The sequence below is a fragment of the Cupriavidus sp. IK-TO18 genome (genome assembly GCF_015549295.1).
Lineage (GTDB): Bacteria > Pseudomonadota > Gammaproteobacteria > Burkholderiales > Burkholderiaceae > Cupriavidus > Cupriavidus oxalaticus_A.
Window position 1 is genome coordinate 25,095 of the sequence record NZ_JADGMP010000013.1, and the last position, 23,603, is coordinate 48,697.

General features: G+C 67.7%; 22 protein-coding genes. 14 read left to right on the forward strand and 8 right to left on the reverse strand.

Annotated features, from left to right (window positions below; genetic code table 11):
* The first annotated feature begins 313 nt into the window (after positions 1–313).
* From IPF36_RS11660 to IPF36_RS11680, 5 genes are all read left to right on the forward strand, one after another.
* Positions 314–976 (forward strand): 3-oxoacid CoA-transferase subunit A, encoded by a 663-nt coding sequence (locus tag IPF36_RS11660; protein ID WP_195428012.1) that lies wholly within the window; start codon positions 314–316, stop codon positions 974–976.
* 22 nt (positions 977–998) lie between these two features.
* The gene (locus tag IPF36_RS11665) at positions 999–1,637 is read left to right on the forward strand and encodes a 3-oxoacid CoA-transferase subunit B (RefSeq protein WP_063241051.1); all 639 of its coding nucleotides are present in this window, start codon (positions 999–1,001) and stop codon (positions 1,635–1,637) included.
* Positions 1,638–1,676: 39 nt separating this feature from the next.
* Positions 1,677–2,879, forward strand: a complete 1,203-nt coding sequence (gene pcaF, locus IPF36_RS11670) for a 3-oxoadipyl-CoA thiolase (RefSeq protein WP_133097935.1) — start codon at positions 1,677–1,679, stop codon at positions 2,877–2,879.
* A gap of 90 nt (positions 2,880–2,969) precedes the next feature.
* Complete coding sequence (locus IPF36_RS11675; RefSeq protein WP_133097936.1) at positions 2,970–3,701, forward strand: SDR family NAD(P)-dependent oxidoreductase; 732 nt, start codon at positions 2,970–2,972, stop codon at positions 3,699–3,701.
* 196 nt (positions 3,702–3,897) lie between these two features.
* Entirely contained in the window at positions 3,898–4,905 is a 1,008-nt protein-coding gene (locus IPF36_RS11680; RefSeq protein ID WP_133097937.1) for a tripartite tricarboxylate transporter substrate binding protein, read from the forward strand.
* Positions 4,906–5,036: 131 nt separating this feature from the next.
* On the opposite strand, the gene tcuB is transcribed toward IPF36_RS11680, so the two are convergent.
* The 3 genes from tcuB to IPF36_RS11695 all read right to left on the reverse strand — a co-directional run bounded on the left by tcuB (position 5,037) and on the right by IPF36_RS11695 (position 8,687).
* A complete protein-coding gene (gene tcuB / locus IPF36_RS11685; protein WP_135703460.1) occupies positions 5,037–6,236 on the reverse strand; it encodes a tricarballylate utilization 4Fe-4S protein TcuB in 1,200 nt (399 codons plus the stop codon).
* The gene (gene tcuA, locus IPF36_RS11690; RefSeq protein WP_135703994.1) at positions 6,223–7,632 is read right to left on the reverse strand and encodes an FAD-dependent tricarballylate dehydrogenase TcuA; all 1,410 of its coding nucleotides are present in this window, start codon (positions 7,630–7,632) and stop codon (positions 6,223–6,225) included. Before tcuA ends, tcuB begins: the two co-directional genes overlap by 14 nt.
* Before the next feature lie 128 nt (positions 7,633–7,760).
* Entirely contained in the window at positions 7,761–8,687 is a 927-nt protein-coding gene (locus tag IPF36_RS11695) for a LysR family transcriptional regulator (protein WP_133097939.1), read from the reverse strand.
* Positions 8,688–8,873: 186 nt separating this feature from the next.
* Between IPF36_RS11695 and IPF36_RS11700 the strand changes: the two genes are divergently transcribed.
* Positions 8,874–9,872 carry a tripartite tricarboxylate transporter substrate binding protein gene (locus IPF36_RS11700; protein ID WP_195428013.1) on the forward strand — a complete coding sequence of 333 codons (999 nt, stop codon included), beginning with the start codon at positions 8,874–8,876 and terminating at the stop codon, positions 9,870–9,872.
* Positions 9,873–9,963: 91 nt separating this feature from the next.
* Positions 9,964–11,142 carry an FIST N-terminal domain-containing protein gene (locus tag IPF36_RS11705; protein ID WP_133097941.1) on the forward strand — a complete coding sequence of 393 codons (1,179 nt, stop codon included), beginning with the start codon at positions 9,964–9,966 and terminating at the stop codon, positions 11,140–11,142.
* 18 nt (positions 11,143–11,160) lie between these two features.
* Here IPF36_RS11705 and IPF36_RS11710 read toward each other — a convergent pair whose 3' ends face one another.
* Together IPF36_RS11710 and IPF36_RS11715 are read right to left on the reverse strand one after the other, a co-directional pair.
* Positions 11,161–12,210: a phytoene/squalene synthase family protein gene (locus IPF36_RS11710; RefSeq protein WP_195428014.1), complete on the reverse strand. Its 1,050-nt coding sequence runs from the start codon at positions 12,208–12,210 to the stop codon at positions 11,161–11,163.
* A 123-nt stretch (positions 12,211–12,333) separates the two neighbouring features.
* Positions 12,334–12,993, reverse strand: a complete 660-nt coding sequence (locus IPF36_RS11715; RefSeq protein WP_133097943.1) for a dienelactone hydrolase family protein — start codon at positions 12,991–12,993, stop codon at positions 12,334–12,336.
* Between the two features lie 167 nt (positions 12,994–13,160).
* Here IPF36_RS11715 and IPF36_RS11720 point away from each other — a divergent pair, with 167 nt between their 5' ends.
* Both IPF36_RS11720 and IPF36_RS11725 read left to right on the forward strand, forming a co-directional pair.
* Positions 13,161–13,649 (forward strand): histidine phosphatase family protein, encoded by a 489-nt coding sequence (locus IPF36_RS11720; RefSeq protein ID WP_135703464.1) that lies wholly within the window; start codon positions 13,161–13,163, stop codon positions 13,647–13,649.
* 122 nt (positions 13,650–13,771) lie between these two features.
* A complete protein-coding gene (locus IPF36_RS11725) occupies positions 13,772–14,698 on the forward strand; it encodes a LysR family transcriptional regulator (protein ID WP_195428015.1) in 927 nt (308 codons plus the stop codon).
* On the opposite strand, the gene IPF36_RS11730 is transcribed toward IPF36_RS11725, so the two are convergent.
* Together IPF36_RS11730 and IPF36_RS11735 are read right to left on the reverse strand one after the other, a co-directional pair.
* Positions 14,695–16,269, reverse strand: a complete 1,575-nt coding sequence (locus IPF36_RS11730) for an aldehyde dehydrogenase (NADP(+)) (protein ID WP_195428016.1) — start codon at positions 16,267–16,269, stop codon at positions 14,695–14,697. The two genes, IPF36_RS11725 and IPF36_RS11730, sit on opposite strands and share 4 nt — an antisense overlap.
* Positions 16,270–16,435: 166 nt before the next feature.
* On the reverse strand, positions 16,436–17,365 hold the full coding sequence (locus IPF36_RS11735; RefSeq protein WP_135703467.1) for a dihydrodipicolinate synthase family protein: 930 nt from the start codon (positions 17,363–17,365) through the stop codon (positions 16,436–16,438).
* 142 nt (positions 17,366–17,507) lie between these two features.
* On the opposite strand from IPF36_RS11735, the gene IPF36_RS11740 reads away from it, so the two are divergent.
* From IPF36_RS11740 to IPF36_RS11760, 5 genes are all read left to right on the forward strand, one after another.
* A complete protein-coding gene (locus tag IPF36_RS11740; protein WP_135703468.1) occupies positions 17,508–18,455 on the forward strand; it encodes a LysR family transcriptional regulator in 948 nt (315 codons plus the stop codon).
* A gap of 107 nt (positions 18,456–18,562) precedes the next feature.
* Positions 18,563–19,555: a tripartite tricarboxylate transporter substrate binding protein gene (locus IPF36_RS11745; protein WP_135703469.1), complete on the forward strand. Its 993-nt coding sequence runs from the start codon at positions 18,563–18,565 to the stop codon at positions 19,553–19,555.
* 22 nt (positions 19,556–19,577) lie between these two features.
* Positions 19,578–20,597, forward strand: a complete 1,020-nt coding sequence (locus IPF36_RS11750) for a 4-hydroxythreonine-4-phosphate dehydrogenase PdxA (RefSeq protein WP_135703470.1) — start codon at positions 19,578–19,580, stop codon at positions 20,595–20,597.
* Between the two features lie 88 nt (positions 20,598–20,685).
* Positions 20,686–21,861, forward strand: coding sequence for an L-rhamnonate dehydratase (locus IPF36_RS11755; protein WP_133097951.1), 1,176 nt, complete (start codon positions 20,686–20,688; stop codon positions 21,859–21,861).
* Between the two features lie 85 nt (positions 21,862–21,946).
* The gene (locus IPF36_RS11760) at positions 21,947–22,513 is read left to right on the forward strand and encodes a DUF3016 domain-containing protein (RefSeq protein ID WP_135703471.1); all 567 of its coding nucleotides are present in this window, start codon (positions 21,947–21,949) and stop codon (positions 22,511–22,513) included.
* 19 nt (positions 22,514–22,532) lie between these two features.
* Here the strand turns inward: IPF36_RS11760 and IPF36_RS11765 are convergent, their stop codons facing one another.
* Positions 22,533–23,513, reverse strand: coding sequence for a LysR substrate-binding domain-containing protein (locus tag IPF36_RS11765; protein ID WP_195428017.1), 981 nt, complete (start codon positions 23,511–23,513; stop codon positions 22,533–22,535).
* Positions 23,514–23,603: the final 90 nt, after the last annotated feature.

Here is a 23,603-nt window from a genome sequence, read left to right on the forward strand (position 1 = left end):
GCCCTGGGCGGGCCCACTGGTTGACCGTCGCCCGCGCGCAGGTGTAATCTGTTCATTCTGCGAATTCAAGTTCTAATAGCGAACAATGGGCCAGCCAACCGCTGGCGGCTTTCGGATCGCGGCCGTGGGAACCGCGCGGCCCCAAACAACACCACGCAGACTGCTGGACCGTTCAACGGGCGGTACTGGCGGCGCCAATGCCGCCGGCTGCGAACGAACATCCTTCCGGCAGGACTATCGGAGACCGTCTTTCATGCGCCGCGCCTTGCGGCCCGCTCCGGTAGCCTGCGGATCTTCCGACCTGGAAACGCAAGTGATCAACAAGCTATACGACACGGTGGAAGCGGCGGTGGCCGGCATCCACGACGGCGCCACCATCCTCATTGGTGGCTTTGGCCTCGCAGGCATGCCCGCGGAACTGATCGACGCGCTGATCGAGCAAGGCGCGCGCGACCTGACCATCGTCAACAACAACGCCGGCAACGGCGACACCGGCCTGGCCGCGCTGCTGAAGGCCAGGCGCGTGCGCAAGATCATTTGCTCGTTCCCGCGCCAGACGGACTCGTACGTGTTCGACTCGCTCTACCACGCCGGCGAGATCGAGCTGGAACTGGTGCCGCAGGGCAACCTGGCCGAGCGCATCCGGGCTGCTGGCGCCGGCATCGGCGGCTTCTTTACCCGCACCGCCTACGGCACGCCGCTGGCAGAGGGCAAGGAGACCCGCATCATCGATGGCCAGGGCTACGTGTTCGAATCGCCGATCCACGCCGACTTCGCGCTGATCAAGGCCGACACCGCCGACCGCTGGGGCAACCTCACCTACCGCAAGACCGCGCGCAACTTTGGCCCGATCATGGCCATGGCCGCCAAGTGCGCCATCGTGCAGGTCAACAAGGTTGTCGAGCTGGGTGAGATGAACCCCGAACACATCGTGACGCCGGGCCTCTTCGTCAAGCGCGTCGTCAAGGTCGCCTGAGCGCGGCAACAGGAGAAACAGCATGCAACGCCTGACCCGCGACCAGATGGCCGCCCGCGTGGCCAAAGACATTCCGGAAGGTGCCGTGGTCAACCTCGGCATCGGCCTGCCGACGCTCGTCGGCAACCACCTGCCCGCAGACAAGGAAATCCTGCTGCATAGCGAGAACGGCCTGCTCGGCATGGGCCCCGCGCCCGCTGCCGGCGAGGAAGACGGCGACCTGATCAACGCCGGCAAGCAGCCGGTGACGATCAAGCCGGGCGGCTCGTACTTCCACCACGCCGATTCGTTCGCGATGATGCGCGGCGGCCACCTCGACTTCTGCGTGCTGGGCGCGTTCCAGGTGTCGGAAAAGGGCGACCTGGCCAACTGGCACACCGGCGCGCCCGGCGCCATCCCCGCCGTGGGCGGCGCGATGGACCTGGCGATCGGCGCCAAGCAGGTGTTCGTGATGATGGAACACCAGACCAAGCAGGGCGAAAGCAAGATCGTGCCGCAGTGCACTTATCCGCTGACCGGCATCGGTTGCGTGACGCGCATCTACACTGACCTTGCCACGCTCGACGTGACCCCCGACGGCCTGGTCGCGCGCGACCTGGTGGAAGGCCTGAGTTTTGAAGAACTGCAGCGCCTGACCGGCGTGCCCCTGAAGCAGGCCTGAGCGCCGCATCGATATCCATCACAAAGAGAGAGACACACCATGACCGAAGCCTTTATCTGCGACGCCATCCGCACGCCCATCGGCCGCTACGGCGGCAGCCTGTCCGCGGTGCGCCCGGATGACCTCGGCGCGGTGCCGCTGAAGGCACTGATGGCCCGCAATCCCAATGTCGACTGGAAGGCCATCGATGACGTGATCTACGGCAACGCCAACCAGGCCGGCGAAGACAACCGCAACGTGGCGCGCATGTCGTCGCTGCTGGCGGGCCTGCCGCAGGACGTGCCGGGCGCCACCATCAACCGTCTGTGCGGCTCCGGCATGGACGCCACCGGCACCGCCGCGCGCGCCATCAAGGCGGGCGAAGCGCAGCTGATGATCGCCGGCGGCGTGGAAAGCATGAGCCGCGCCCCGTTCGTGATGGGCAAGGCCACCAGCGCCTTCTCGCGCGATGCGCAGATCTTCGACACCACCATCGGCTGGCGCTTCATCAACCCGGCCATGCGCGCGGCCTACGGCGTGGACTCCATGCCCGAGACCGCCGAGAACGTCGCCACCGACTACAAGATCAGCCGCGAAGACCAGGACCTGATGGCGCTGCGCAGCCAGGAGAAGGCTTCGCGCGCGCAGGCCGACGGCACGCTGGCGCAGGAGATCACCGCGGTCACCATCGCCCAGAAGAAGGGCGACCCGATCGTGGTCGAGCGCGACGAGCACCCGCGCGCCACCAGCATGGAAGCGCTGGCCAAGCTGCGCGGCGTGGTCCGCCCTGACGGCACCGTCACCGCCGGCAACGCCTCGGGCGTGAACGACGGCGCCTGCGCGCTGCTGCTGGCGAGCGAAGCCGGCATCAAGCAACACGGCCTGACCCCGCGTGCGCGCATCGTCGGCATGGCCACCGCCGGCGTGGCGCCGCGCGTGATGGGCATCGGCCCGGCACCGGCGACGCAGAAGCTGCTCAAGCAACTGGGCATGACGCTGGACCAGATCGACGTGATCGAGCTGAACGAAGCGTTCGCCGCGCAGGGCCTGGCTGTGCTGCGCGAACTGGGCGTGGCCGACGACGACAAGCGCGTCAACCCGAACGGCGGCGCGATCGCGCTGGGCCACCCGCTCGGCATGAGCGGCGCGCGCCTGGTGACCACCGCGATGTACCAGCTGCACCGCACCGGCGGCCGCTTCGCGCTGTGCACGATGTGCATCGGCGTGGGCCAGGGTATTGCGATGGTGATCGAGCGCGTTTAATCGTTGTCGTCGCATTGCTGAGTGTTGGCTCCCCTCTCCCGCTTGCGGGAGGGGGAGCAAGACCGCGGTAGTCCTGAAAGTGAGTCAAAGATGTCCCTCCCCGTAGCCACCCTCGTCACCGGCGGCAGTTCCGGCATCGGCCGCGCCATCTGCGAAATGCTGCTGGCCGATGGCGTGACCCAGGTGGTCAATGTCGACTACGCCGCGCCGGCCTGGTCGCATCCCAACATGACCTTTTTCCAGGCCGACCTGACCGACGCCGACGCGACCCGCGCCGTGGCCGAGCAGGTCACGTCGCGCTTTGCCGTCACGCGCCTGGTGAACAATGCCGGCGCCACCCGTCCCGGCACCGCCGACAGCGCCACCGTTGCCGACCTGGACTACGTGACCGGCCTGCACCTGCAAGCGCCGCTGCTGCTGCTGCAAGCCTGCCTGCCCGCGATGCGCGCCGCAGGCTTCGGCCGCATCGTCAACATGGCCTCGCGCGCCGCGCTGGGAAAGCCCGAGCGCGTGGTGTACTCGGCCACCAAGGCCGGCCTGATCGGCATGACCCGCACGCTCGCGATGGAACTTGGCGGCGACGGCATCACCGTCAACGCGGTGGCCCCGGGCCCGATCGCCACCGAGCTGTTCCGCAAGAGCAACCCGGAAGGCGCCGAGCAGACCAAACGCATCCTTGCCAGCATCACCGTCAAGCGCATGGGCACCCCGGAAGACGTCGCGCGCGCCGCGCTGTTCTTCCTGTCGCCGGACAACGGTTTCGTCACCGGCCAGGTGATGTACGTGTGCGGCGGCACCACGCTGGGCGTTGCGCCGGTATAAGCGCGCCCCGGCACTCAAAGATTCGACAAGAAGAGACGTTAACCAAACGTCACGCATGGCGGCCCGGAGCCGGGCCGTCAACCGGGATGCGCGCGAGTGCGCGGCATCCGTTCGGGAACGGCAATCACGCCATTTCAGCACAACGTCCTGCACGGGCCCCAATCTCCGTTGGGACAGCTTTACCGGAGTAATACCGATGAGACACGATTCCCAGACCTCCACCACGCGCCGCCGCCTGCTCGCCGCCGGCGTGGCGCTGGCCACCACCTTTGCCGGCTTCGCTGGCGCCGCGCACGCACAAGGCGGCTACCCGACCAAGCCGATCACGCTGATCGTGCCGTTCTCGGCCGGCGGCACCACCGACATCCTGGCCCGCATCGTCGGCCTGCAACTGGGCAAGGCGCTCGGCCAGCCGGTGGTGATCGACAACCGTCCGGGCGCGGGCGGCAACATCGGCGCTTCGCTGGCGGCCAAGGCGCCGGGCGACGGCTACACGCTGTTCATGGGCACCATCGGCACGCACGCGATCAACCAGTCGCTGTATTCCAAGCTGCCGTATGACCCGGTCAAGGACTTCGCGCCGATCACGCGCGTGGCGATGGTGCCGAACCTGGTGGTGGTGAACCCCAAGGTGCCGGTCAACAACGTCAAGGAACTGATCGCCTACGTGAAGGCCAATCCGGACAAGCTGTCGTATGGCTCGTCGGGCAGCGGCTCGTCGATGCACCTGTCGGGTGAGCTGTTCAACTCGATGACCGGCCTGCATATCCAGCACATTCCGTACAAGGGCAGCGCGCCGGCGGTGAATGACCTGCTGGGCAACCAGATCGGCCTGATGTTCGACAACATGCCGTCGTCGTATCCGCATGTGAAGGCGGGCAAGCTGCGTGCGATCGCCGTGACTTCGGCCAAGCGCTCGCCGGCGCTGCCGAACGTGCCGACCGTGGCCGAGTCGGGCGTGCCGGGCTATGAGGCGACTTCGTGGTTCGCGCTGTACGCCACGGGCGGCACGCCGCAGCCGATCGTCGATCGCCTGAACGCGGAAGTGGTCAAGATCCTGGCCATGCCGGAAGTGAAGAAGCAGATGGCCGACCAGGGCGCTGAACCCAATCCGGAAAAGCCGGCGCAGCTGGCCGCGTTCATGAAGTCGGAAACCGCCAAGTGGGCGAAGGTTGTGAAGGCTTCGGGTGCTACGGTAGACTGAGCCTGAAGCTTTCTTAGCCTGGAAAATCGCCGGTCCCGTCGGGCTGGTCAGATGGTTGATAACCCCACATTCTTCGGAATGTGGGGTTTTGCTTTTTGGTGGCCAGGGTCAGACGCCCGACCTTACAAGCCTCAATCGCTTCCCAGCTGCGGCCCGCCCCCATGCCGCTTCTCGATCGCGGACTTGAGCAGCGCCGCGCTACGATAGATCCCGTGCGCAAACTTCCCATACGGCAGGGTCGCAAACAACGCCATCACCACGCCAAGATGCACCGCCAGTAGCAACGGCATCGCCAACGTGTCACGCAACGCCAGCAACCCGAGCCCGGTAGCACTGGTCAGCAACAACAGCGCGATGAAACCCCGATCCATCGGGCGTTGGCGCACATCCCCCTGCATCGGATGCCGCCGGAGATTCAGCCATAGCAAGCCAGCAGGCCCGATCAACAGCCCCAGCCCGCCAGCGATACCCAGCAGCACCGGCAGGCTGGCAACCGGATACGGCGCATGCCAGCCCAGCAGATAGTGGTACCCGGTAGCTACCGCCGTCGAGGCAAGGCACAGCATGAAGCCATAGAACGTGAAATGGTGGAAGCGCCGCCGTGCCAGCGTAAAGCGATCACTCGCCTCATTGCATCCATCGCCATGACCTCCGTCCAGGTAGGTCAGCGCCAGCACGTTCTTCGCCGCCTCGGCCACCGCAGGCGCTGACGCCGTCCCGGCCGACACATCGCGCCAGAAGCGCCGCACGCCAACCCCGAGCGCAAGCACCGAGAACCCAAACACCGCGCCAAACATCGCCGCCAGCGTGTTGTGCGGGAACACCGCGTAGAAGTTGCCGCCGGCATGCCGCTGCCACAGGGCACCGCCCGTCGTCACCGCCAGCACCAGGAACAATGCCAGCCCGATCGCCAGCGCCACCGCTACCGTCAGGCCGTTGCGCTGGTACAGCTTGCCCAGCGGCGCGGGCCACGCATATTCGCTGTACGTCTCCAGCCGCACCCTGGCCATCGCCTGCGGAACGTTGACGCCAAAGTCATGCGGCGGCGCATACTGGCAAGCGTGGTAGCACGCCCCGCAGTTGTGGCACAGGTTCGCCAGGTAGTTGACATCGGCCTTGCCGAACTCAAGCCGCCGCGTCATCGCCGGGAACACCGCGCAGAACCCTTCGCAATAGCGGCAGGCATTGCAGATCTGCATCTGCCGCGCGACTTCGGCTTCGTTGTCGGTCAGCGGCAGCACCCGGATCACGCGTGCGTTGCCATGCCTGGCGACAGCGTCTGCGCCTGCCAGATCGGCGGCCTCTCGCGCCAGGGCTTCAAGCTTCTGCATGGCTCGCTCCCGAGTTGATCCCAGCTGCCCGCGCGGCTTGCGTGCCGGCAATGCGCCCGAAGGCGGTGCCGATCGACATGCCGACTCCGGCCGTATATCCCTTGCCCAGCACGTTGCCCGCCATCATTTCTCCTGCCACAAATAGATTTCCGCTCGGCCTGCCGCCGAAATGCACCTGGGCCCGGTCGTTCACCTTTAGCCCCAGGTAAGTGAAGGTAATGCCCGGCCGCAGCGCATAGCCGTAGAACGGCGCCTGGTCCAGCGGTCGTGCCCAGTGCGTCTTGGCCGGTGCCAGGCCCTCGGTATGGCAATCGTCCAGCGCGGTATGGTCGAACGTGCCGACGCGGCACGCGGTGTTGTAGTCCTGCACGGTGCGCACGAACTGCGCCTCCGGCAGCCCGAGCTTGCGCGCGAGTTCGGGCAGCGTGTCGGCCTTCTCGCCGGGAAATACCGGCGGCATGAAGCGGCCGACGGCCTTGCTGTCGATGATCGAATAGCCGATCTGCCCCGGCTGCTGCGCCACGAGCCGGCCCCAGATCGCATAGCGCTTGGGCCAGAAGTCCTCGCCTTCGTCATAGAAGCGCTCGGCGTCGCGGTTGACGACGATGCCCAGCGACACGCAGTCGATGCGCGTGCAGATGCCGCCGTCATAGAGCGGCGCGCGCGCATCGATGGCGACGCAGTGCGATTGCGACGGATCGCCGATGGCATCGGCACCGGCTTCGATCATGTGCCGCAGCAGCACGCCCTGGTTGAAGCGCGTGCCGCGGATCAGGAAGTTGTCGGCGGGCCATTCGCCGCGTTCGTTCCGGCCCCAGGCCTCGCGCAGCCATTCGCGGTTGGACTCGAAGCCGCCGGCGGCCAGCACGCAGGACCGCGCGGTGAAGCGCTGGCCACCGCTGCGCGCGGCGACGAAGCGGTCGCCATCCATTTCGATCGCGTCGACCGGCGTTTCATAGCGGATCTGCACGCCCATCGCCTCGGCGCTGCGGTAATACGCATTGACCAGCGCCTTGCCGCCACCCATGAAGAAGGCGTTAGTGCGCGCCACATGCAGCGCGCCCGACAGCGGCGGCTGGAAGCGCACGCCATGCTTGCGCATCCACGGCCGGCAGGTGGACGAGGCGCGGATCACCAGCCGCGCCAGGTGCTCGTCGGTGATGCCGCCGGTGACCTTGAGCAGGTCCTGCCAGTACTCTTCCTCGGGATAGGCATCGACCAGCACGTCTTGCGGCGCGTCGTGCATGCAGCGCAGGTTGCGGGTGTGCTGGGAATTGCCGCCACGCCAGGCGCGCGGCGCGGATTCGAGCAGCAGCACCGAGGCCCCGGCTTCGCGCGCCATCAGCGCCGCGCACAGGGCCGCGTTGCCGCCGCCAATAATCAATACGTCCACCAATACGTCGACCATCGGGATTGTCTCCTTGCTGGCGCCATCTTGGCCGGCAAGGCGCACAGCCGCCATCAGGGCCGCGGCAAGGGGGCTTCAGCTTTCGTGAAGCCCTGGCGGGGACAATCCCGAAGGCGTCAGCGAGGGCGCAGCGTGGCCCCCGGCCAGCGCCCTTCGCGCACCAGCGTGGCGGCCACGTCGGCCAGCACCACGCGCGCGGCCAGCCCCGCCGGGGATAGCTCATCGTCCGACAGGCTCACCAGCAGGTTGGGGCGGGTCGCGCCGGTGTCGGTGAGCAGCACGCTACGGTAGGGCATGCCCTGGCTGCGCGCCAGCGCCGCGCCGGGCTGGATGGTGGCGCCCAGGCCACCCTGCACGGCATCCATCAGGATCGCCAGGCCATCGATCTCGGCCACCACCTGCGGCTCGCGCTTTGCCTGCCGGAAGCAGGCGGCGACCAGTGCGCGCAAGCCGTGCGAGCCGCTGGGCAGGATCAGCGGCAGCTTGTCCAGCGCCGCCACCGAGGTGCTTTCTCCGCGCGGCATCCCGGCCAGCCCTTCGGCGCCGATCACGAACAGGCGCTCGTCGAGCAGCGGCAGCACGCTCCAGCGCTGCGCCGGCTCCTCGCTGAACAGCACCGCCAGGTCGATCTGGCGCGCGCTCAGCATGGCGCCGAGATAGCCAGACAGGCTCTCCACCATGCGCAGCCGCACGTCGGGGTAGCGCTCGCGCATGGCCTGCATGAAAGGCAGCGCCAGTACTCCCGCCGTGCTGGGCGGCAGCCCCACGCTGACATGGCCGGACAAGCGCGCCTGCCGGGCCGCGAGCGCAGCGTCGTCGATATGGCGCAGCGCCAGCTGGGCCTGGCGCCAGAAGGCCAGGCCGGCATCGGTGGCGACCACGCCGGTCGAGGTGCGCTGCAGCAGCCGCGTCGACAGTTCGCTTTCCAGCCGGCTGATCTGCTGGCTCAGCGCGGAGGTGACCACGCCAAGCTCCAGCGCCGCCTTGCCCATGCTGCCATGCTCGATCACGCTGACGAAGTAGCGCAATTGCCTCAGTTCCATGTCGCATCCCCGCTGCCGCAAATTGGCGGCATGGTAGCGGAAAACCCGTCGCGGTTCACGAATCCTGAAGACCCCTTAACGCCCGCCCGATGGCGCGCGCCATGGCGGCTGCGTAGAGTCGCACCACCAGAAGCGGGCGCCCGCCCGCCGTCCCATAACAACATGACTTCCCGCAAAGGAGACTGCATGCCTTCCGTTTCGCGCATCCGCCGCGGCGTGCTTGCGGCGCTGGCCGCCGGCGCCGTGCTGGGCAATCCCGCCGCCATCACTTCCGCATTCGCTGCCGACAGCTGGCCGACCAAGCCGATCACGCTGGTGGTGCCCTTCGCCAGCGGCGGCACCACCGACATCCTCGCGCGCACCGTCGGCCAGAAGCTGGGCGAGGCGCTGCAGCAGCCCGTTGTGATCGACAACCGCCCCGGCGCCGGCGGTACCATTGGCGCGGCCAATGTCGCGCGCGCGCAGCCCGACGGCTATACCTTCCTGCTCGCCACCGTGGCGCACACCATGGCGCCGGCCATCTACAAGAGCCTGCCGTACGAGTTCACGCGCGACCTCGATCCCGTGGGGCTGGTGGCGCTGACGCCCAACGTGCTGGTGGTCAATCCCGCCATCCCGGCGCGGTCGGTGCCGGAGCTGATCGCCTACATCAAGGCGCACCCCGGCAAGGTCAACTACGGCTCGGCCGGCATCGGCAGCACCGAGCACATGTCCGGCGAGCTGTTCCGCTCGCTCACCGGGACCGATATCGCGCACGTGCCGTACAAGGGCGGCGCGCCGATGATGACTGACCTGATCGCCGGCCAGATCCAGATGGCGATCGAGACCAGCCCGTCGGCCTCGCAGCACGTGCGCAGCGGCAAGGTCAAGGCGCTGGCCGTCACCACCGCGAAGCGCTCAGGCGCCTATCCGGGCGTGCCGACGCTGGCCGAGAGCGGCGTGAAAGGCTATGAAGTCACCACGTGGTTCGCGCTGATGGCGCCGCGCGGTACGCCGGCGGCGATCGGGCAGCGGGTGTCGGCGGAACTGGGCAAGCTGCTGAAGGCGCCGGATGTGCAGAAGCGCTTCGAAGAGCAGGGCGTGACCGCCGGCGACATGACGCCGGCGCAGCTCGCGGCGTTTATCCGCGCCGAGACCGACAAGTGGGTCAAGGTCGCACGCGAGTCGGGGGCGAAGGCGGACTAAGCCAGGGCCACGCGCATCGACGCGGGACCTGAACACCCGCTGCCTGCCGCAGTCCAATGGTATGACGCCAGCCTGGACCCGGAGGCAAGCCATGCATGACCTGACCTTTGTTCACGCTGACGCCGCCCATGTCGAGTGGCAGGTCGCACTGGCTGACTGCCAGAGGCAGCTGGACACGCAGGACCTGCTGCGCCAGGCGCGGCTGGATCATGCGCCGCCGCTGACGCTCGGCTGGTGCTACCTGAGCGATTACTACGCGCTCGCCGCCGAGGCGATCCTTGCCGCGTTGCAGCAGAACTGGCCCGGGGTGTCGTGGGTCGGCACGGTTGGCCTCGGCGTGTCGGCGAGCGGCGTGGAGTACTTCGACCAGCCGGCGATGGTGCTGCTGGCAGCGCCGCTTCCGCGCCAGGCCTTCCAGCTGTTCTCGGGGCGCCAGCCCTTGCCGGCCGCGTCGTCGGGCTTCGTTCCCCATACCGCGCTGGTGCATGCCGAAGGCAGCACACCCGACGTGCAGGAGCTGCTGCACGAGCTGAGCGTGCGTACCGCCACCGGCTACCTGTTCGGCGGACTGAGCTCGGCACGCAACCGTACGCTGCATATTGCCGACGGCGTGTATTCCGGTGGCCTGTCCGGCGTGCTGTTTGGCCCGGAAGTCGAACTCGTCTCCCGCGTCACGCAGGGCTGCCAGCCGATCGGCCCGGCACGCGCGGTCACGCGCAGCGAACACAACCTGCTGTTTGCGCTGGACGGCAAGCCCGCGCTGGATTGCGTGCTGCAGGACCTGGGCGTCGAGCGCGACGCACCCGTGGAAGCGATGGCGGCAGCGTTGTCGGGAACGCTTGCGGGCCTGAACGCTGCCACCGACGATGCGCCGGTGCAGCCGGGCCGGTTCGGCGCGGATACGCTGGTGCGCCACCTGATCGGCCTCGATGTGCAGCATCGCGTGCTCGCGCTTGCCGACCAGGTCGCGCCCGGCATGCGGCTGGCATTCTGCATGCGCAACGCCGCCGCGGCGCGCGCGGACCTGGAACGCATCGCCACGGAAATCCGCACGGATATCGAACACGGCGGCGGCCACGCGCGTGGCGCGCTCTATATCAGCTGCTCGGGCCGGGGCGGGCCGCATTTCGGCGCGCCGCATGCCGAACTGCAAACCGTGCGCGCTGCGCTGGGCGACCTGCCGCTGGCCGGCTTCTTCGCCGGCGGCGAGATCGCGAGGGATCACCTCTATGGCTATACGGGGGTGCTGACGGTCTTCACCAGCCATTGAACGGACCTGGCGCCCGAGTCAGCGGATGACGTTTTCGATGCTGCGCTTTTGGCGCGCAAACCAGCTGCTCAGCAAGCCGTTCGACCAGATCATCGGAAGCGAAGCCGCAACCATGCGGTAGACCTCGCGGCGCGGCATCTTCGAGGCGCGGGCCGGGTCCAGCCAGTACTCATTGCGCACCAGCAGCAGCAGGGTCTCCATGCCGATCAGGATCGGCCACAGGCAGGCCAGCCGCAGCCGGACGAAACGCTTAGGGATAGCCAGCGTGTATGCCATGGCCTCATGAAAATGCGCCAGCGTCATGCCGGCGAGCGAACGCATCAGGGCACGCGCGCGTTGCGAGGCGTCAGGCAGCAGCAAGTCCTGGGGGCCCAGCCCGTGCTGAACCAGTAGCGACGCCGGCAGGTAACACCGGCCGATGCGCAGGTCCTTGCCGCAGTCGCGCAACACATTGGTCATCTGCAAGGCTTTGCCGAAGCGGACCCCACTGCGCAGCATGGCGCCGAGGTCGCCATTGATCGCACCCGGCACATGCGCCGCGGTCATGCGGGTCCAGAATTCGCCAACGCAACCGGCGACCATGTAGGTGTAGTGGTCCAACGCCGCCAGGTCAGGCAGCGCCACGACACGGCCGGCGCGCTCGTCGGGGAACGTGCGCAGGTCGAACTCCATGCCTTCGCTGAGGATGGAAACGATCTGCCTCACCGCTTGCCGGTCAGCCGGTTCCAGCTGCGTCAGCACCGCCAGCGCGGGATCGAGCGACTCCAGCAGGATCCGCTCATCCGAATGCTCCTGGTGGCGAGCCATTTCCGTCGCGATGCTGAGCGCCGGCGCTGCGCCATCCGGGTTGCCGTTGACCTGGTCACGCAAGGACAGCAGCAACGCCAGCCGCCTTTCCGGCGCAACCAGCGCCGTATCCGCAATCGTGTCCGCAGCGCGCGCCAGCAGGTAGGCCAGGCCGACCGGATCGCGCATCCGGGCAGGGAGCACGCCCAGCGTGAGGTAGAACGAACGCGAAACGCCTTTGAGCAGCGGACCGAGGAGGAATTCCCGGCTGGGTTCGCGCATGGGTGGTGTCCTGTTCCCAGAGAGGTTTGCGGAATGGCATGGCCCGCCCGGCCGTCAGGCCGGGCCCGGGCGCATTGTACCTTTGGCGCGAAAAGCGGATCCCGGGATCCGCAGGCCCCGTGGTCAGGGCGAGGCCTTGCCCAGATAACGCTCGAACCACTGCGCTGCCAGGCGGGCGACGGATTCCAGTGCGCCGGGCTCCTCGAACAAGTGAGAGGCGCCGGGCACGATTACCAGCTTCTTCTGGCACTTGAGCTGGGCAAAGGCGAACTCATTCCGTTCAATGACGCTTACATCGAGTCCGCCGATGATCAGCATGGTCGGCGTGGACAGGCTCGCAAGGGCGTCGGCGCCCGCCAGGTCGACCCTGCCGCCTCGTGAAACGATGGCGTGTATCGGGATCGGCGACTGGCTCGCGGCACGGATCGACGCGGCGGCACCTATGCTGGCGCCGAAGTAGCCCAACCGCGGTGGCACGCCTTGCTGCCGCGCCACCCAGTCGGTCGCCTGTGCCAGCCGCTTGGCCAGCAGCCCGACGTCGAAGCGGATCGCCTGCACCTGGTCCTCCTCCGGCATGAGCAGGTCCATCAACAGCGTTCCCATGCCGCAGCGGTTGAGTTCGGCGGCCACGTACCGATTGCGCGGACTATGCCGCGAACTGCCGGTGCCGTGCGCAAACAATACCAGGGCGCCTGCGCCTGGCGGCAAGGCCAGCATGCCTTGCAACGCCACGCCATCCGCGGGGATCACAACCTCGCTGGCATCTGCACTGCTGCTACGCATGGCCGCCCTCCGGAAGATGGTGCTTCGACGCTGCCCGCGTTGCAATCGGCCCCATCGCAGTCCACTATAGGGCGAGCGTGGCGGCGAGGCCAGCCTTCGTCTGCTGGTCCGCGGACGCCCGCAATCGAACAACAGTCGACCAACATCCCGATGCATCAGGAGGGGCCATGAAGACCCTGTTTCTCGTCCGCCACGCCAAGTCAAGTCGCGATGACCCATCCTTGCCCGACCGCGAGCGTCCGCTTGACGATCGCGGCCTGCGCGACGCCCCGGAGATGGGCAAGCGCCTGGCCGAGCGCAAGGTCAAGCCAGACCTGCTCGTGTCGAGTCCGGCCGTGCGCGCGCTGACCACGGCGCACCTGATCGCCGACGAACTCGGCATTGCCCGCAAGGACATCGAGATCGAAGACCGGCTGTACGCCAGTAGCGCGGATGACCTGCTCGCTGTCGTCCGTGCGCTCGACAAGAAGCTTGGCAGCGTGATGTTGTTCGGTCACAACCCCGAGTTCACTGACTTCGCGCAGCGCTTGTCGGACGAGATCAGCGACATGCCGACCTGCGCCGTCGCCAAATTCCGTTTCGACACCAAGGCATGGACGGATGTCGGGGAAATCACCCCGTCGAAAGTCTCGCTGGATTCGCCCAGGAAGTCGTAGTCGAATGTCGGGCGTGGGCTTTGCAGCGATATCTCCGGCTTGACCATCCGGGATGAAGCGATAAGAATTTGTGATCGCAGGCGCAAGCCGGCCTTCACGCTTTTCTGCCCCTCGTCCCACCCATGATCCCACCCGTCAGCACACTCCACGGCCGCCTCAAGATGCAGCACCTGCGCCTGCTGCTGGCGGTGGAGGAACGCGGCTCGCTGCGGCAGGCCGCCGAAGCGCTGACGCTGACCCAGCCCGCGGTCAGCAAGATGCTGCAGGATATGGAAGACCTGCTGGCCGTGCCGTTGTTCGAGCGCCATGCGCGCGGGCTGCGTGCGACGCGCTTCGGGATGGCGGCCACGCGCTACGCCCGGCTGGTGTTTGCCGACATGGATGGCTTGCGCGACGAGCTGGTGGCGCTGGAGTCGGGCAAGATCGGGCGCGTGCGGGTCGGCGCGGTGATGGCGCCGACGCCGGGCCTGCTGGCCGAGGTGATCCGCCGGCTGAATCGCGATCATCCGCGGCTGGAGGTGGCGGTGCAGGTGGAGACCAGCGACCTGCTGGTGCCGCTGCTGGAGCGCGACCAGCTCGATATCGTGCTGGGCCGCGTGCCCGATGGCTGGGACAGCAGCGGCCTCGAGTTCGAGCAGCTTGGCGACGAGGGGCTGGCGATCGTGGTCGGGCCGCAACATCCGCTGGCGCGGCGGCGCAAGCTGTCGTTCGCGGAACTGACCAGCTACCCGTGGATCATGCAGCCACGGCCGAGCCCGATGCGCGCGCTGATCGACCGCTCGTTCGAGGATGCCGGCGTGCCGGCGCCGCCGTCGACCATCGAGACCGCCGCGGTGCTGATGACCACGTCGCTGCTGGCCGACAGCGAGCTGATCGCGGTGCTGCCGGAGTCGGTGGCGGCTTACTACGGCCGCCTGGGCGCGCTGGCGGTGCTGTCATTGCCGCTGCCGCGGAAACTGGGGCCGTACGGCATCGTCACGCGGCGCGGGCGCCCGCCGACCGCATCGATGAGCCTGCTGATCGATACGCTGCGGGCGCTGTCGCGCTAGTGCTGCGGCTTGCCGTCGAGGCGCCAGAGATGGCGCTGTTCGCTGTCGGGGCGCAGCGACGCGGGCAGCAGGTCCGCCGGCATGTCCTGGTAGCTGACCGGCCGCACGAAGCGCGCGATCGCCAGGCTGCCGACCGAGGTCGAGCGGCCATCCGACGTAGCCGGCCAGGGGCCGCCGTGGACCATGGCATGTCCGACTTCAACGCCGGTGCCGAAGCCGTTGACCAGGATGCGGCCCGCCAGGCGCTCCAGCGCGGGCAGCAGCGTGCGCGCCGCGTCGTGGTCGGCGGGGTCGATATGCAGCGCCGCGGTAAGCTGGCCCTCCAGCGATTCGACCACGCGCCGCATTTCCGCGGCGTCGCGGCAGCGCACCACCAGTGACGACGCGCCGAAGACTTCATGGCGCAGCGTCTCGTCGGCCAGGAAGGCCTCGGCGCTGGTGCTGAACAGTGCCGCCTGACCTTGCAGCGCATTGCCTGCCTTGCCGCGCGCCACCAGCTGTACCTGCGGATGCTGCGCGAGCGTGCCCACGCCGTTGCAGAAGGCGCGCAGGATGCCGGCGGTCAGCATGTTCTGTGCGCCGATGTCCGCCAGGCTCGCCGCCGCCGCTTCCAGGAACTGGTCCAGGCCCTCGCTTTCCACCGCCAGCACCAGTCCGGGGTTGGTGCAGAACTGTCCGGCGCCCAGCGTCAGCGAGCTGGCGAACGCCGTGCCGATGGCTTGCGCGCGGTTGGCCAGCGCGTGTGGGAACAGCAGCACCGGATTGATGCTGCTCATCTCCGCATAGACGGGAATCGGCTCCTGGCGCGCCGCGGCGATCGCCATCAGCGCCTGGCCGCCGGCGCGCGAGCCGGTGAAGCCGACTGCCTTGATGCGGCGGTCCGCCACCAACCCCTGGCCGATTTCCAATCCGGTATCGAAGAGCAAGGAGAAGGTGCCTTCGGGCAGGTCCAGTTCCGCCACCGCTTTCTGGATGGCGCGGCCGACCAGTTCGGAGGTGCCGGGGTGCGCAGGATGCGCCTTGACGATGACGGGGCAGCCGGCGGCCAGTGCGGATGCGGTATCGCCGCCCGCCACCGAGAACGCCAGCGGGAAGTTGCTGGCGCCGAACACCGCGACCGGGCCCAGCGGGATATGGCGCAGGCGCAGGTCGGGGCGCGGCAGCGGCTGGCGCTCGGGCTGGGCCGGGTCGACGCGCAGCTCAAGGAAATCGCCCTGGCGCAGCATGCCGGCGAACAGCCGCAGCTGGCCCACGGTGCGTCCGCGCTCGCCTTCGATGCGGGCGCGCGGCAGGCCCGATTCGCTGACGCAGCGCTCGATCAGCGCATCGCCCAGCGCCAGGATGTTGCCGGCGATGGCTTCGAGGAAGTCGGCGCGCCGCGCGGGCGCGGTCTCGCGATAGGTGTCGAAGGCCTGCCAGGCGAGGGCGCAGGTCTGGTCGAGTTGTGCCAGCGTGGCGCCACCAAAGGCGGGTTCGAGCGTTGCGCCGGTGGTTGCGTCGATGGCGTGGAGGGTGCCGTGGGTGCCAGGTACGGATTGACGGCCGACCAGGAGTTCGCCGGTGAGGGTCATGGTTGGTCCTTTGAAAGGGTGTTGTGGCTAGCGATGGAGTATGCGCAGTGGCATTGGTTACCCGCCGCGACTTCGTGGAGGCTCTTGCCCTCTCCCCCGGCCCTCTCCCACTACGCGGGAGAGGGCCGGGGGAGAGGGCCGGCGCTACAAGATGCGTGGCGCTTCCTTACCGCCCCCAGCGCAGCACCAGCGGATCCAGCCGCCGCGCAATCTTCAGCAGCCCCTCGCGCGTGGCCGGATGCATCGGCTGCAGCGGATGCCTTACCGCATCCGAGGCAATCACCCCGCCTTCCTTCATCAGTACCTTGCTGGTTGCCAGCCAGCCCTGCCGGTTCTCGTAGTTGATCAGCGGCAGCCACTGCTGGTAGCGCTGCGCCGCCAGCTCGGCGTCGCCGGCCTGCCATGCATCCAGGACCTGGCGGATGCCGTCCGGGAAGCCCGCGCCGGTCATCGCGCCGGTGGCGCCGGCTTCCAGGTCGGCCATCAGCGTGATGGCCTCCTCGCCGTCCCACGGGCCAACGATGGCGTCGCCGCCCAGCTCGATGAGTTCGCGCAGCTTGGCCGCGGCCTGCGGCACTTCGATCTTGAAGTACGAGACATTGGCCAGCTCGCGCGCCATGCGGGCGAGGAAGGGCGCGGACAGCGTGGTGCCGCTGACCGGCGCGTCCTGGATCATGATGGGGATGTCGATGGCATCGGAGACGGTGGCGAAGAAGTCGTAGATGCCGCGCTCGGGCACGCGGATGGTGGCGCCGTGGTAGGGAGGCATCACCATCACCATGGCGGCGCCGGCGTCCTGCGCGGCGCGGCTGCGCTCGGCGCAGATGCGCGAGCTGAAATGCGTGGTGGTGACGATCACCGGCACGCGGCCGTCCACGTGCTCGAGCACGGTCTTCATCAGCACGCTGCGTTCGTCGTCGGTCAGCACGAACTGCTCGGAGAAGTTGGCCAGGATGCAGATGCCGTGCGAGCCGGCGTCGATCATGAAGTCGATGCAGCGGCGCTGGCCGTCGAGGTCGAGGCCGCCTTGCTCGTCGAAAATGGTTGGCGCTACCGGGAATACGCCGCGGTAGACGGGCGGCTGGGATCGGGTCATGGTCTCCTCCTTGCGGCTGGCACGCGGCCGGCGCGGGTTCTGGGCAGTCAATCGGGTCGGGCCAATATACGAGCGGGGGGAGGGCCTGTATATTGAATCATTTCCATCTTGTGATCGCTTTTGCGACTCACACGGTCCCGATATGAAATCCACCCTGGACACCCTCACCGGCCGACTGCGCATGAAGCAACTGCAACTGCTGATCGCGCTGGACGAGCACCAGTCACTGCACCAGGCCGCGGGCGCGATGGCGATGACGCAGTCGGCCGCCAGCAAGTCTTTGCAGGAACTGGAAGGCATGCTGGAAGCGCCACTGTTCGAGCGCTCCAAACGCGGCATGCGCCCCAACGCCTTCGGCCATTGCGTGATCCGCCATGCACGGCAGCTGGTGGCGGACCTGGGGGCGATGTGCGAGGAAGTGGCCGGCATCCGCGCTGGCAGTGGCGGGCGCGTCGCCGTCGGCGTGATCATGGGCGCCGTGCCCGAGGTGCTGGTGCCGGCGCTTGAACAACTGCGGCAGGCGCATCCCGACCTGGCGCTCGAGATCATCGAGGACACCAGCCTGCGCCTGCTCGGCCAGCTCGACGACGGCCACCTCGACCTCGTGCTCGGCCGCTCGCTGGTCAGCGACGAACCCGGCAAGTACCACTATCACCCGCTCGGCGACGAGCAGGTGTCCGTGGTGGTCGGTCACGTTCACCCCGCATCCAGGGTGCAGGCGATGGACTTTGCCGACCTTGAGGGTTATCGCTGGATCACTTACGCGGGGCACATGCCGATGCATGCCCTGCTGCAGCGCGAACTGGACCATGCCGGCGTCAGCTTCCCCGCCAACGCCATTTCGACGTCGTCGGCGCTGATCACCGTGGCCATGCTCCAGCGCGATCCCGGGCTGGTGTCGCTGCTGCCGACCAGCGTGGCGGAGCTGTTCGTGCGCCAGAAGATGCTGCGCATACTGCCAGTGCACCTGCAGTCGCGCCAGCAGACCTTCGGCATCGTCACGCGGCGCGGCGGCGCCTTGTCGGCTTCCGCACGGCAACTGGTGGCGATCCTGAAAGCGCAGGCGGGGAAGCCAGCGGCCGAGGTATAACGCCAGGTGATCGCCAGTTCAAAAAACGTCAGTAGTAGCGAATCGCTGATACCCATATAGTCTGCTCATCCGCGCCACCAGAGCCGGACAGCACAACGGAGACAGCGATGAAGACACGGAATGTTGGCAAGTGCGCCGGCAAACTCGCCGGCGCACTTGCCGGCCTGGCCACGGTGGCCGTTGCAGCGACGACCAGCGCCTGGGCGCAGGACACACGGCCGGTGCGCCTGATGGTGGGCGCCGCGCCCGGCGGCGGCACCGACGTGATGGCGCGTATCGTCTCCGACAAGCTGGCCGCACAGCTGAAGCAGCCCGTCGTGGTCGACAACCGCCCCGGCGCGTCCAACACCATCGCCGCGGACATCACCGCCAAGGCCGCGCCGGACGGCAACACGCTGCTGATGGGCGTGGTCACCTCGCAGGCGATCGCGCCGCACCTGCTCAAGCTGCAGTTCGACCCGCTCAAGGACCTGGCGCCGGTGGCGCTGGTGTCGTCGGTGCCCAACGTGCTGGTGGTCAACAACCAGGTCACGGCGCGCGACGTCAAGGCGCTGGTGGCGCAGATCCAGGCGAGCCCGGACAAGTTCCGCTTCAGCTCGTCGGGCGTCGGCAGCACCCAGCACCTGGCCGGCGCCGCGTTTGCGCGCCAGATCCAGGGCAAGCTGCTGCACGTGCCTTACAAGAGCAGCAGCAGCGCGCTGGTGGACCTGATGGGCGGCCAGGTGGACATGAGCTTCGAGACCATGCCGTCGGTGATCAACCATATCAAGGCCGGCAAGCTGCGCGCGCTGGCGGTGACCGTGGACAAGCGCTCGGCGCTGCTGCCCAATGTGCCGACGCTGGCCGAGGCCGGCGTGCCGGGCATCCAGATGAACGCCTGGTACGGCGTCTATGCGCCGGCCGGCACGCCTCCCGCCACGCTGCAGAAGCTCGGCACGGCGCTGACCACGGTGATCAAGGACCCGGATACCGTGCGCCGCCTGAGCGAGGTCGGCGCCGTGCCCGGCACGCTGACGGCCGCGCAGTTCGATACCTTCTCGCGCGCCGAGTACGCGCGCTATGGCAAGCTGATCGCCGAGCTTGGCGTCAAGCTCGACTGAGCCTGTATTTCAAGAGAATTTCATGACTTCACGTCCACGAATCGCGATGGTGCTGGGCGATCCCGCCGGCATCGGCCCCGAGCTGATCGCACGCCTGCTGGCCGACCCGGCCACCAGCGAACAGGCCGACATCCTGCTGATCGCCGACCGCGACGAATGGCGCCACGGCATGCAGGTGGCGGGCGTCGAGCTGGCGCTGGCAGAGACCGATACCCTCGCGTTCGCACAAGGCGCGCCGCGCCTCTACCACTGGGAGCTGGACGGCAAGCCCGCCTATCCGCGCGGCGCATCCAGTGCCGAGGGCGGCCGCTACAGCCTCGGCACGCTGTCGCTCGCGCTGGAGCTGGCGCAGTCGGGCCAGGCAGATTCGATCCTGTTCGGGCCGCTCAATAAAAGCTCGCTGCATGCCGCCGGCATGGACCATAGCGACGAGCTGCACTGGTTTGCCGAGCAGCTCGGCTACCACGGCAATTTTTGCGAATTCAACGTGCTCGACGGCCTGTGGACCTCGCGCGTCACCTCGCACGTGGCCCTGAAGGACGTGCCGGCGATGATCACGCCGGAACGCGTCGGTGGCGCCATCGACCTGATCGACCAGGCACTGCGCCGCGCCGGCATGGCAAGCCCGCGCATCGCCGTGTGCGGCCTGAATCCGCACAACGGCGACAACGGCGCCTTCGGCCGCGAAGAGATCGACGTGATCGCCCCGGCCGTCGCCGCTGCCCGCGGGCGCGGCGTGAACGTCGAGGGCCCGTTCCCGGCCGACACCATCTTCCTGAAGGTGCAGGGCGGCCCGTCGCAGCGGCAGTTCGACGCCATCGTCACCATGTACCACGACCAGGGACAGATCGGCATCAAGCTGATGGGATTCTCGCGCGGCGTGACGGTGCAGGGCGGGCTGCCGGTGCCGATCACCACGCCGGCGCACGGTACCGCGTTCGATATCACGCAGCAGGGCCGCGCCGATCCCGGCGCCACGCAGCAGGCGTTCCAGATCGCCTGCCGCATGGGCGCGCAACGGCGCGCCGCCGCAAACGCCTAGCCACCATCAATCCATACCGGATCAGCATGACCGCCCCCGGCGCGGCCGGGGAGCGTTCGCGCCAACGCATTGCCATCAGGAGCTGAACATGAAGATCACCAACGTCCGCGCCCGCGTCTTCGAATGGAAGGGCAAGACCGTGCCGCCGCAGGCGCATTTCTGCACCAACGCCACCGACATCCTGTTCGAGCGCGGCGACGCCATGGGCTCGTTCCGCTTCCACGGCTGGATGGTGGTCGAGATCGAGACCGATAGCGGGCTGGTCGGCATCGGCAACTGCGCGCTGGCCCCGCGCGTGGCCAAGCAGATCGTCGACGAATACCTGGCGCCGGTGGTGATCGGCCAGGACCCGTTCGACAACGAATACCTGTGGCAGAAGATGTACCGCCGCACCCAGGCCTGGGGCCGCAAGGGCATCGGCATGGCGGCGATCTCGGCGGTCGATATCGCGCTGTGGGATCTGATGGGCAAGGCCGTCGGCAAGCCGGTGTTCAAGCTGTTGGGGGGGCGCACCAAGGAGAAGATCTGGTGCTATGCCTCCAAGCTCTACAACAACGACGACCGCGACGCCTTCCTGGCCGAAGCGCAAGGCTACCTCGACCAGGGCTTTACCGCGATGAAGATGCGCTTCGGCTACGGCCCCAAGGACGGCCCTGCCGGCATGCGGAAGAACATCGAGCAGGTGCGGCTGCTGCGCGAGCTGGTCGGCGACGGCGTCGACATCATGCTGGAGTGCTACATGGGCTGGACGCTGGAATACGCGCGCCGCATGCTGCCGCGCCTGGCGGAGTTCAATCCCCGCTGGCTGGAAGAGCCGGTGATCGCCGACGATATCGAAGGCTATGTTGAGCTGAAGAAGGCGAGCCCGTTCCCGATCTCCGGCGGCGAGCACGAGTTCACTTCGTACGGCTTCAAGGACCTGCTGGAGCGCCGCGCCGTCGACGTGATCCAGTACGACACCAACCGCGTCGGCGGCATCACCGCGGCGCAGAAGATCAACGCGATGGCCGAGGCGTGGTCGGTGCCGGTGATCCCGCACGCGGGGCAGATGCATAACTACCACCTGACCATGGCGTCGACCGCATCGCCGATGTCGGAGTACTTCCCCGTGCACGACGTCGAGGTCGGCAACGAGCTGTTTTACTACATCTTCAAGGGGGATCCGGCCCCGGACAACGGCTACCTGCAGCTTGACGACAACCTGCCGGGGCTGGGGCTGGAGTTGAACGAGGAGTACTTCAGCCAGTTCAACATCATCGGCTGACAGGCTGACAGGCGGGCTGTCGCTGGCTGACCGGCCCTGGCGCACTACAATCAAGAAGCGCAATGCCCTTGTGCTGGAGTTCGCCATGGCCAGATCCCGCCGTCTGCTGGCCGCCTGCGCGGCACCCATGGGCCTGATGTGTGCCATCGGTGCCGTCAGCGCCTTCAGTGCCTTCGCCGCGCCGCCTGCCGGAACGCTGACAGTTTCCTTCCCCCATCCCGAAACCTACACCGATGCCGCCTACCGCAGCGCATACGGCAGCGACCGCGAGCGCGCGCAGGTGATGAACGATATCCGCCGACACTTCGACGAGCTGGCGGCACGCTACCTGCCGCAGGGCTATGCGCTCAGCATCGCGGTGCTGGATGTCGATCTCGCAGGACATTTCGAGCCATGGCGCGTGCGCGGCGATGACGTGCGCATCGTGCGCGATGTCACCTGGCCGCGCATGACGCTGCGCTATGAACTGCGCGGCAGCGACGGTGCCGTGATCGGCAGCGGCGAGCAGCGCATCTCCGACCAGAACTTCAACATGGGTGTCAACGTCTACAGCCAGAGCGACAGGCTGCGCTATGAAAAGGCGATGATGGACCGCTGGTTCGACGAGACCGTCAGGCGCCGGATCGCAGCGCGCGAGGACGGGCAGGGATGATCTGAAGCGGGCATTAGCACTACGGGCCGTAGATGCGCAGCGCCGTCTCGCGCAGCGCATCCGCGACCAGCAGCGCGCCGGGCGACATCAGCCGGTCGGTCGGCGTGATCAGGCCGAAGTCGTCCATATGGCAGGGCATCGCCATCGGCAGCACCTCCACCATGCCGAACGCCGCGTAGTACTGCGCAACATCCGCGGTCAGCACCGCGATCATGTCTGACTGCGTCACCATGCGCGTCAGGAACAGCAGCGCGGCGGTTTCCACCACGTTGGTCGGCGGCGCCAGGCTCGCGCGCTGGAACATCAGCTCGAAGCGGTGGCGCAGCACCGTGCCGGCCGGCGGTATCATCCAGGCGGCGTCGGTGGTGTCGGCCAGCGACAGGGCGGGCGCCGCCAGCATCGGGTGGCCGGGCCGCACCACGGCGCAGACGGGCTCTTCCGCCATCGGCTCGTAGCGCAACCGGCCCTTGTCGTGCTCGGGAAACAGCCGCGCGACCACCATGTCCAGCTTCTCCTGCCCCAGCCGGTCGAGCAGCACGTTGCTGTTGTCGATCTCCACCGAGACCCGCAATCCCGGATAGCTGGCCTTCACCCGGGCGATCGCCGGCGGCAGCAGCCGCACGCCGGGCGAGGTGATCGCACCGATCGCCACGTGGCCGAGCCGGCCCGCCTTCAACGCCAGCACTTCCTCGCGCGCCTGGTTCAGGCTGCCGATCGCCGCGCGCGCGTGCCGGATCATCGCGCGGCCATAGTCCGTCGGCGCCATGCCGCGCGGAAGGCGCTCGAACAGGGGGACCGACAGCATCTCTTCCAGCTCGCGCAGCAGCTTGGACGCGGCCGGCTGCGTCATCGCCAGCCGTTCCGCGGCGCGGTGGATGCTGCCCTCGTCGGCGACGGCCAGTAAAAGCAGCAGCTGGCGCGTCTTCAGGCGGGTGTGGCTGTGCCATACGGGTGCCGCAGGTGCTGCATCAGCCGCGACGGAAAGGTTGGGGGCGTCCATAGGGTAAATACCAATGCCGATATCGATATCGCAAATGCCGAACTCTTCATTAGTAGCATATCGGCAAGCTGCATACACTCCGTCCGACAA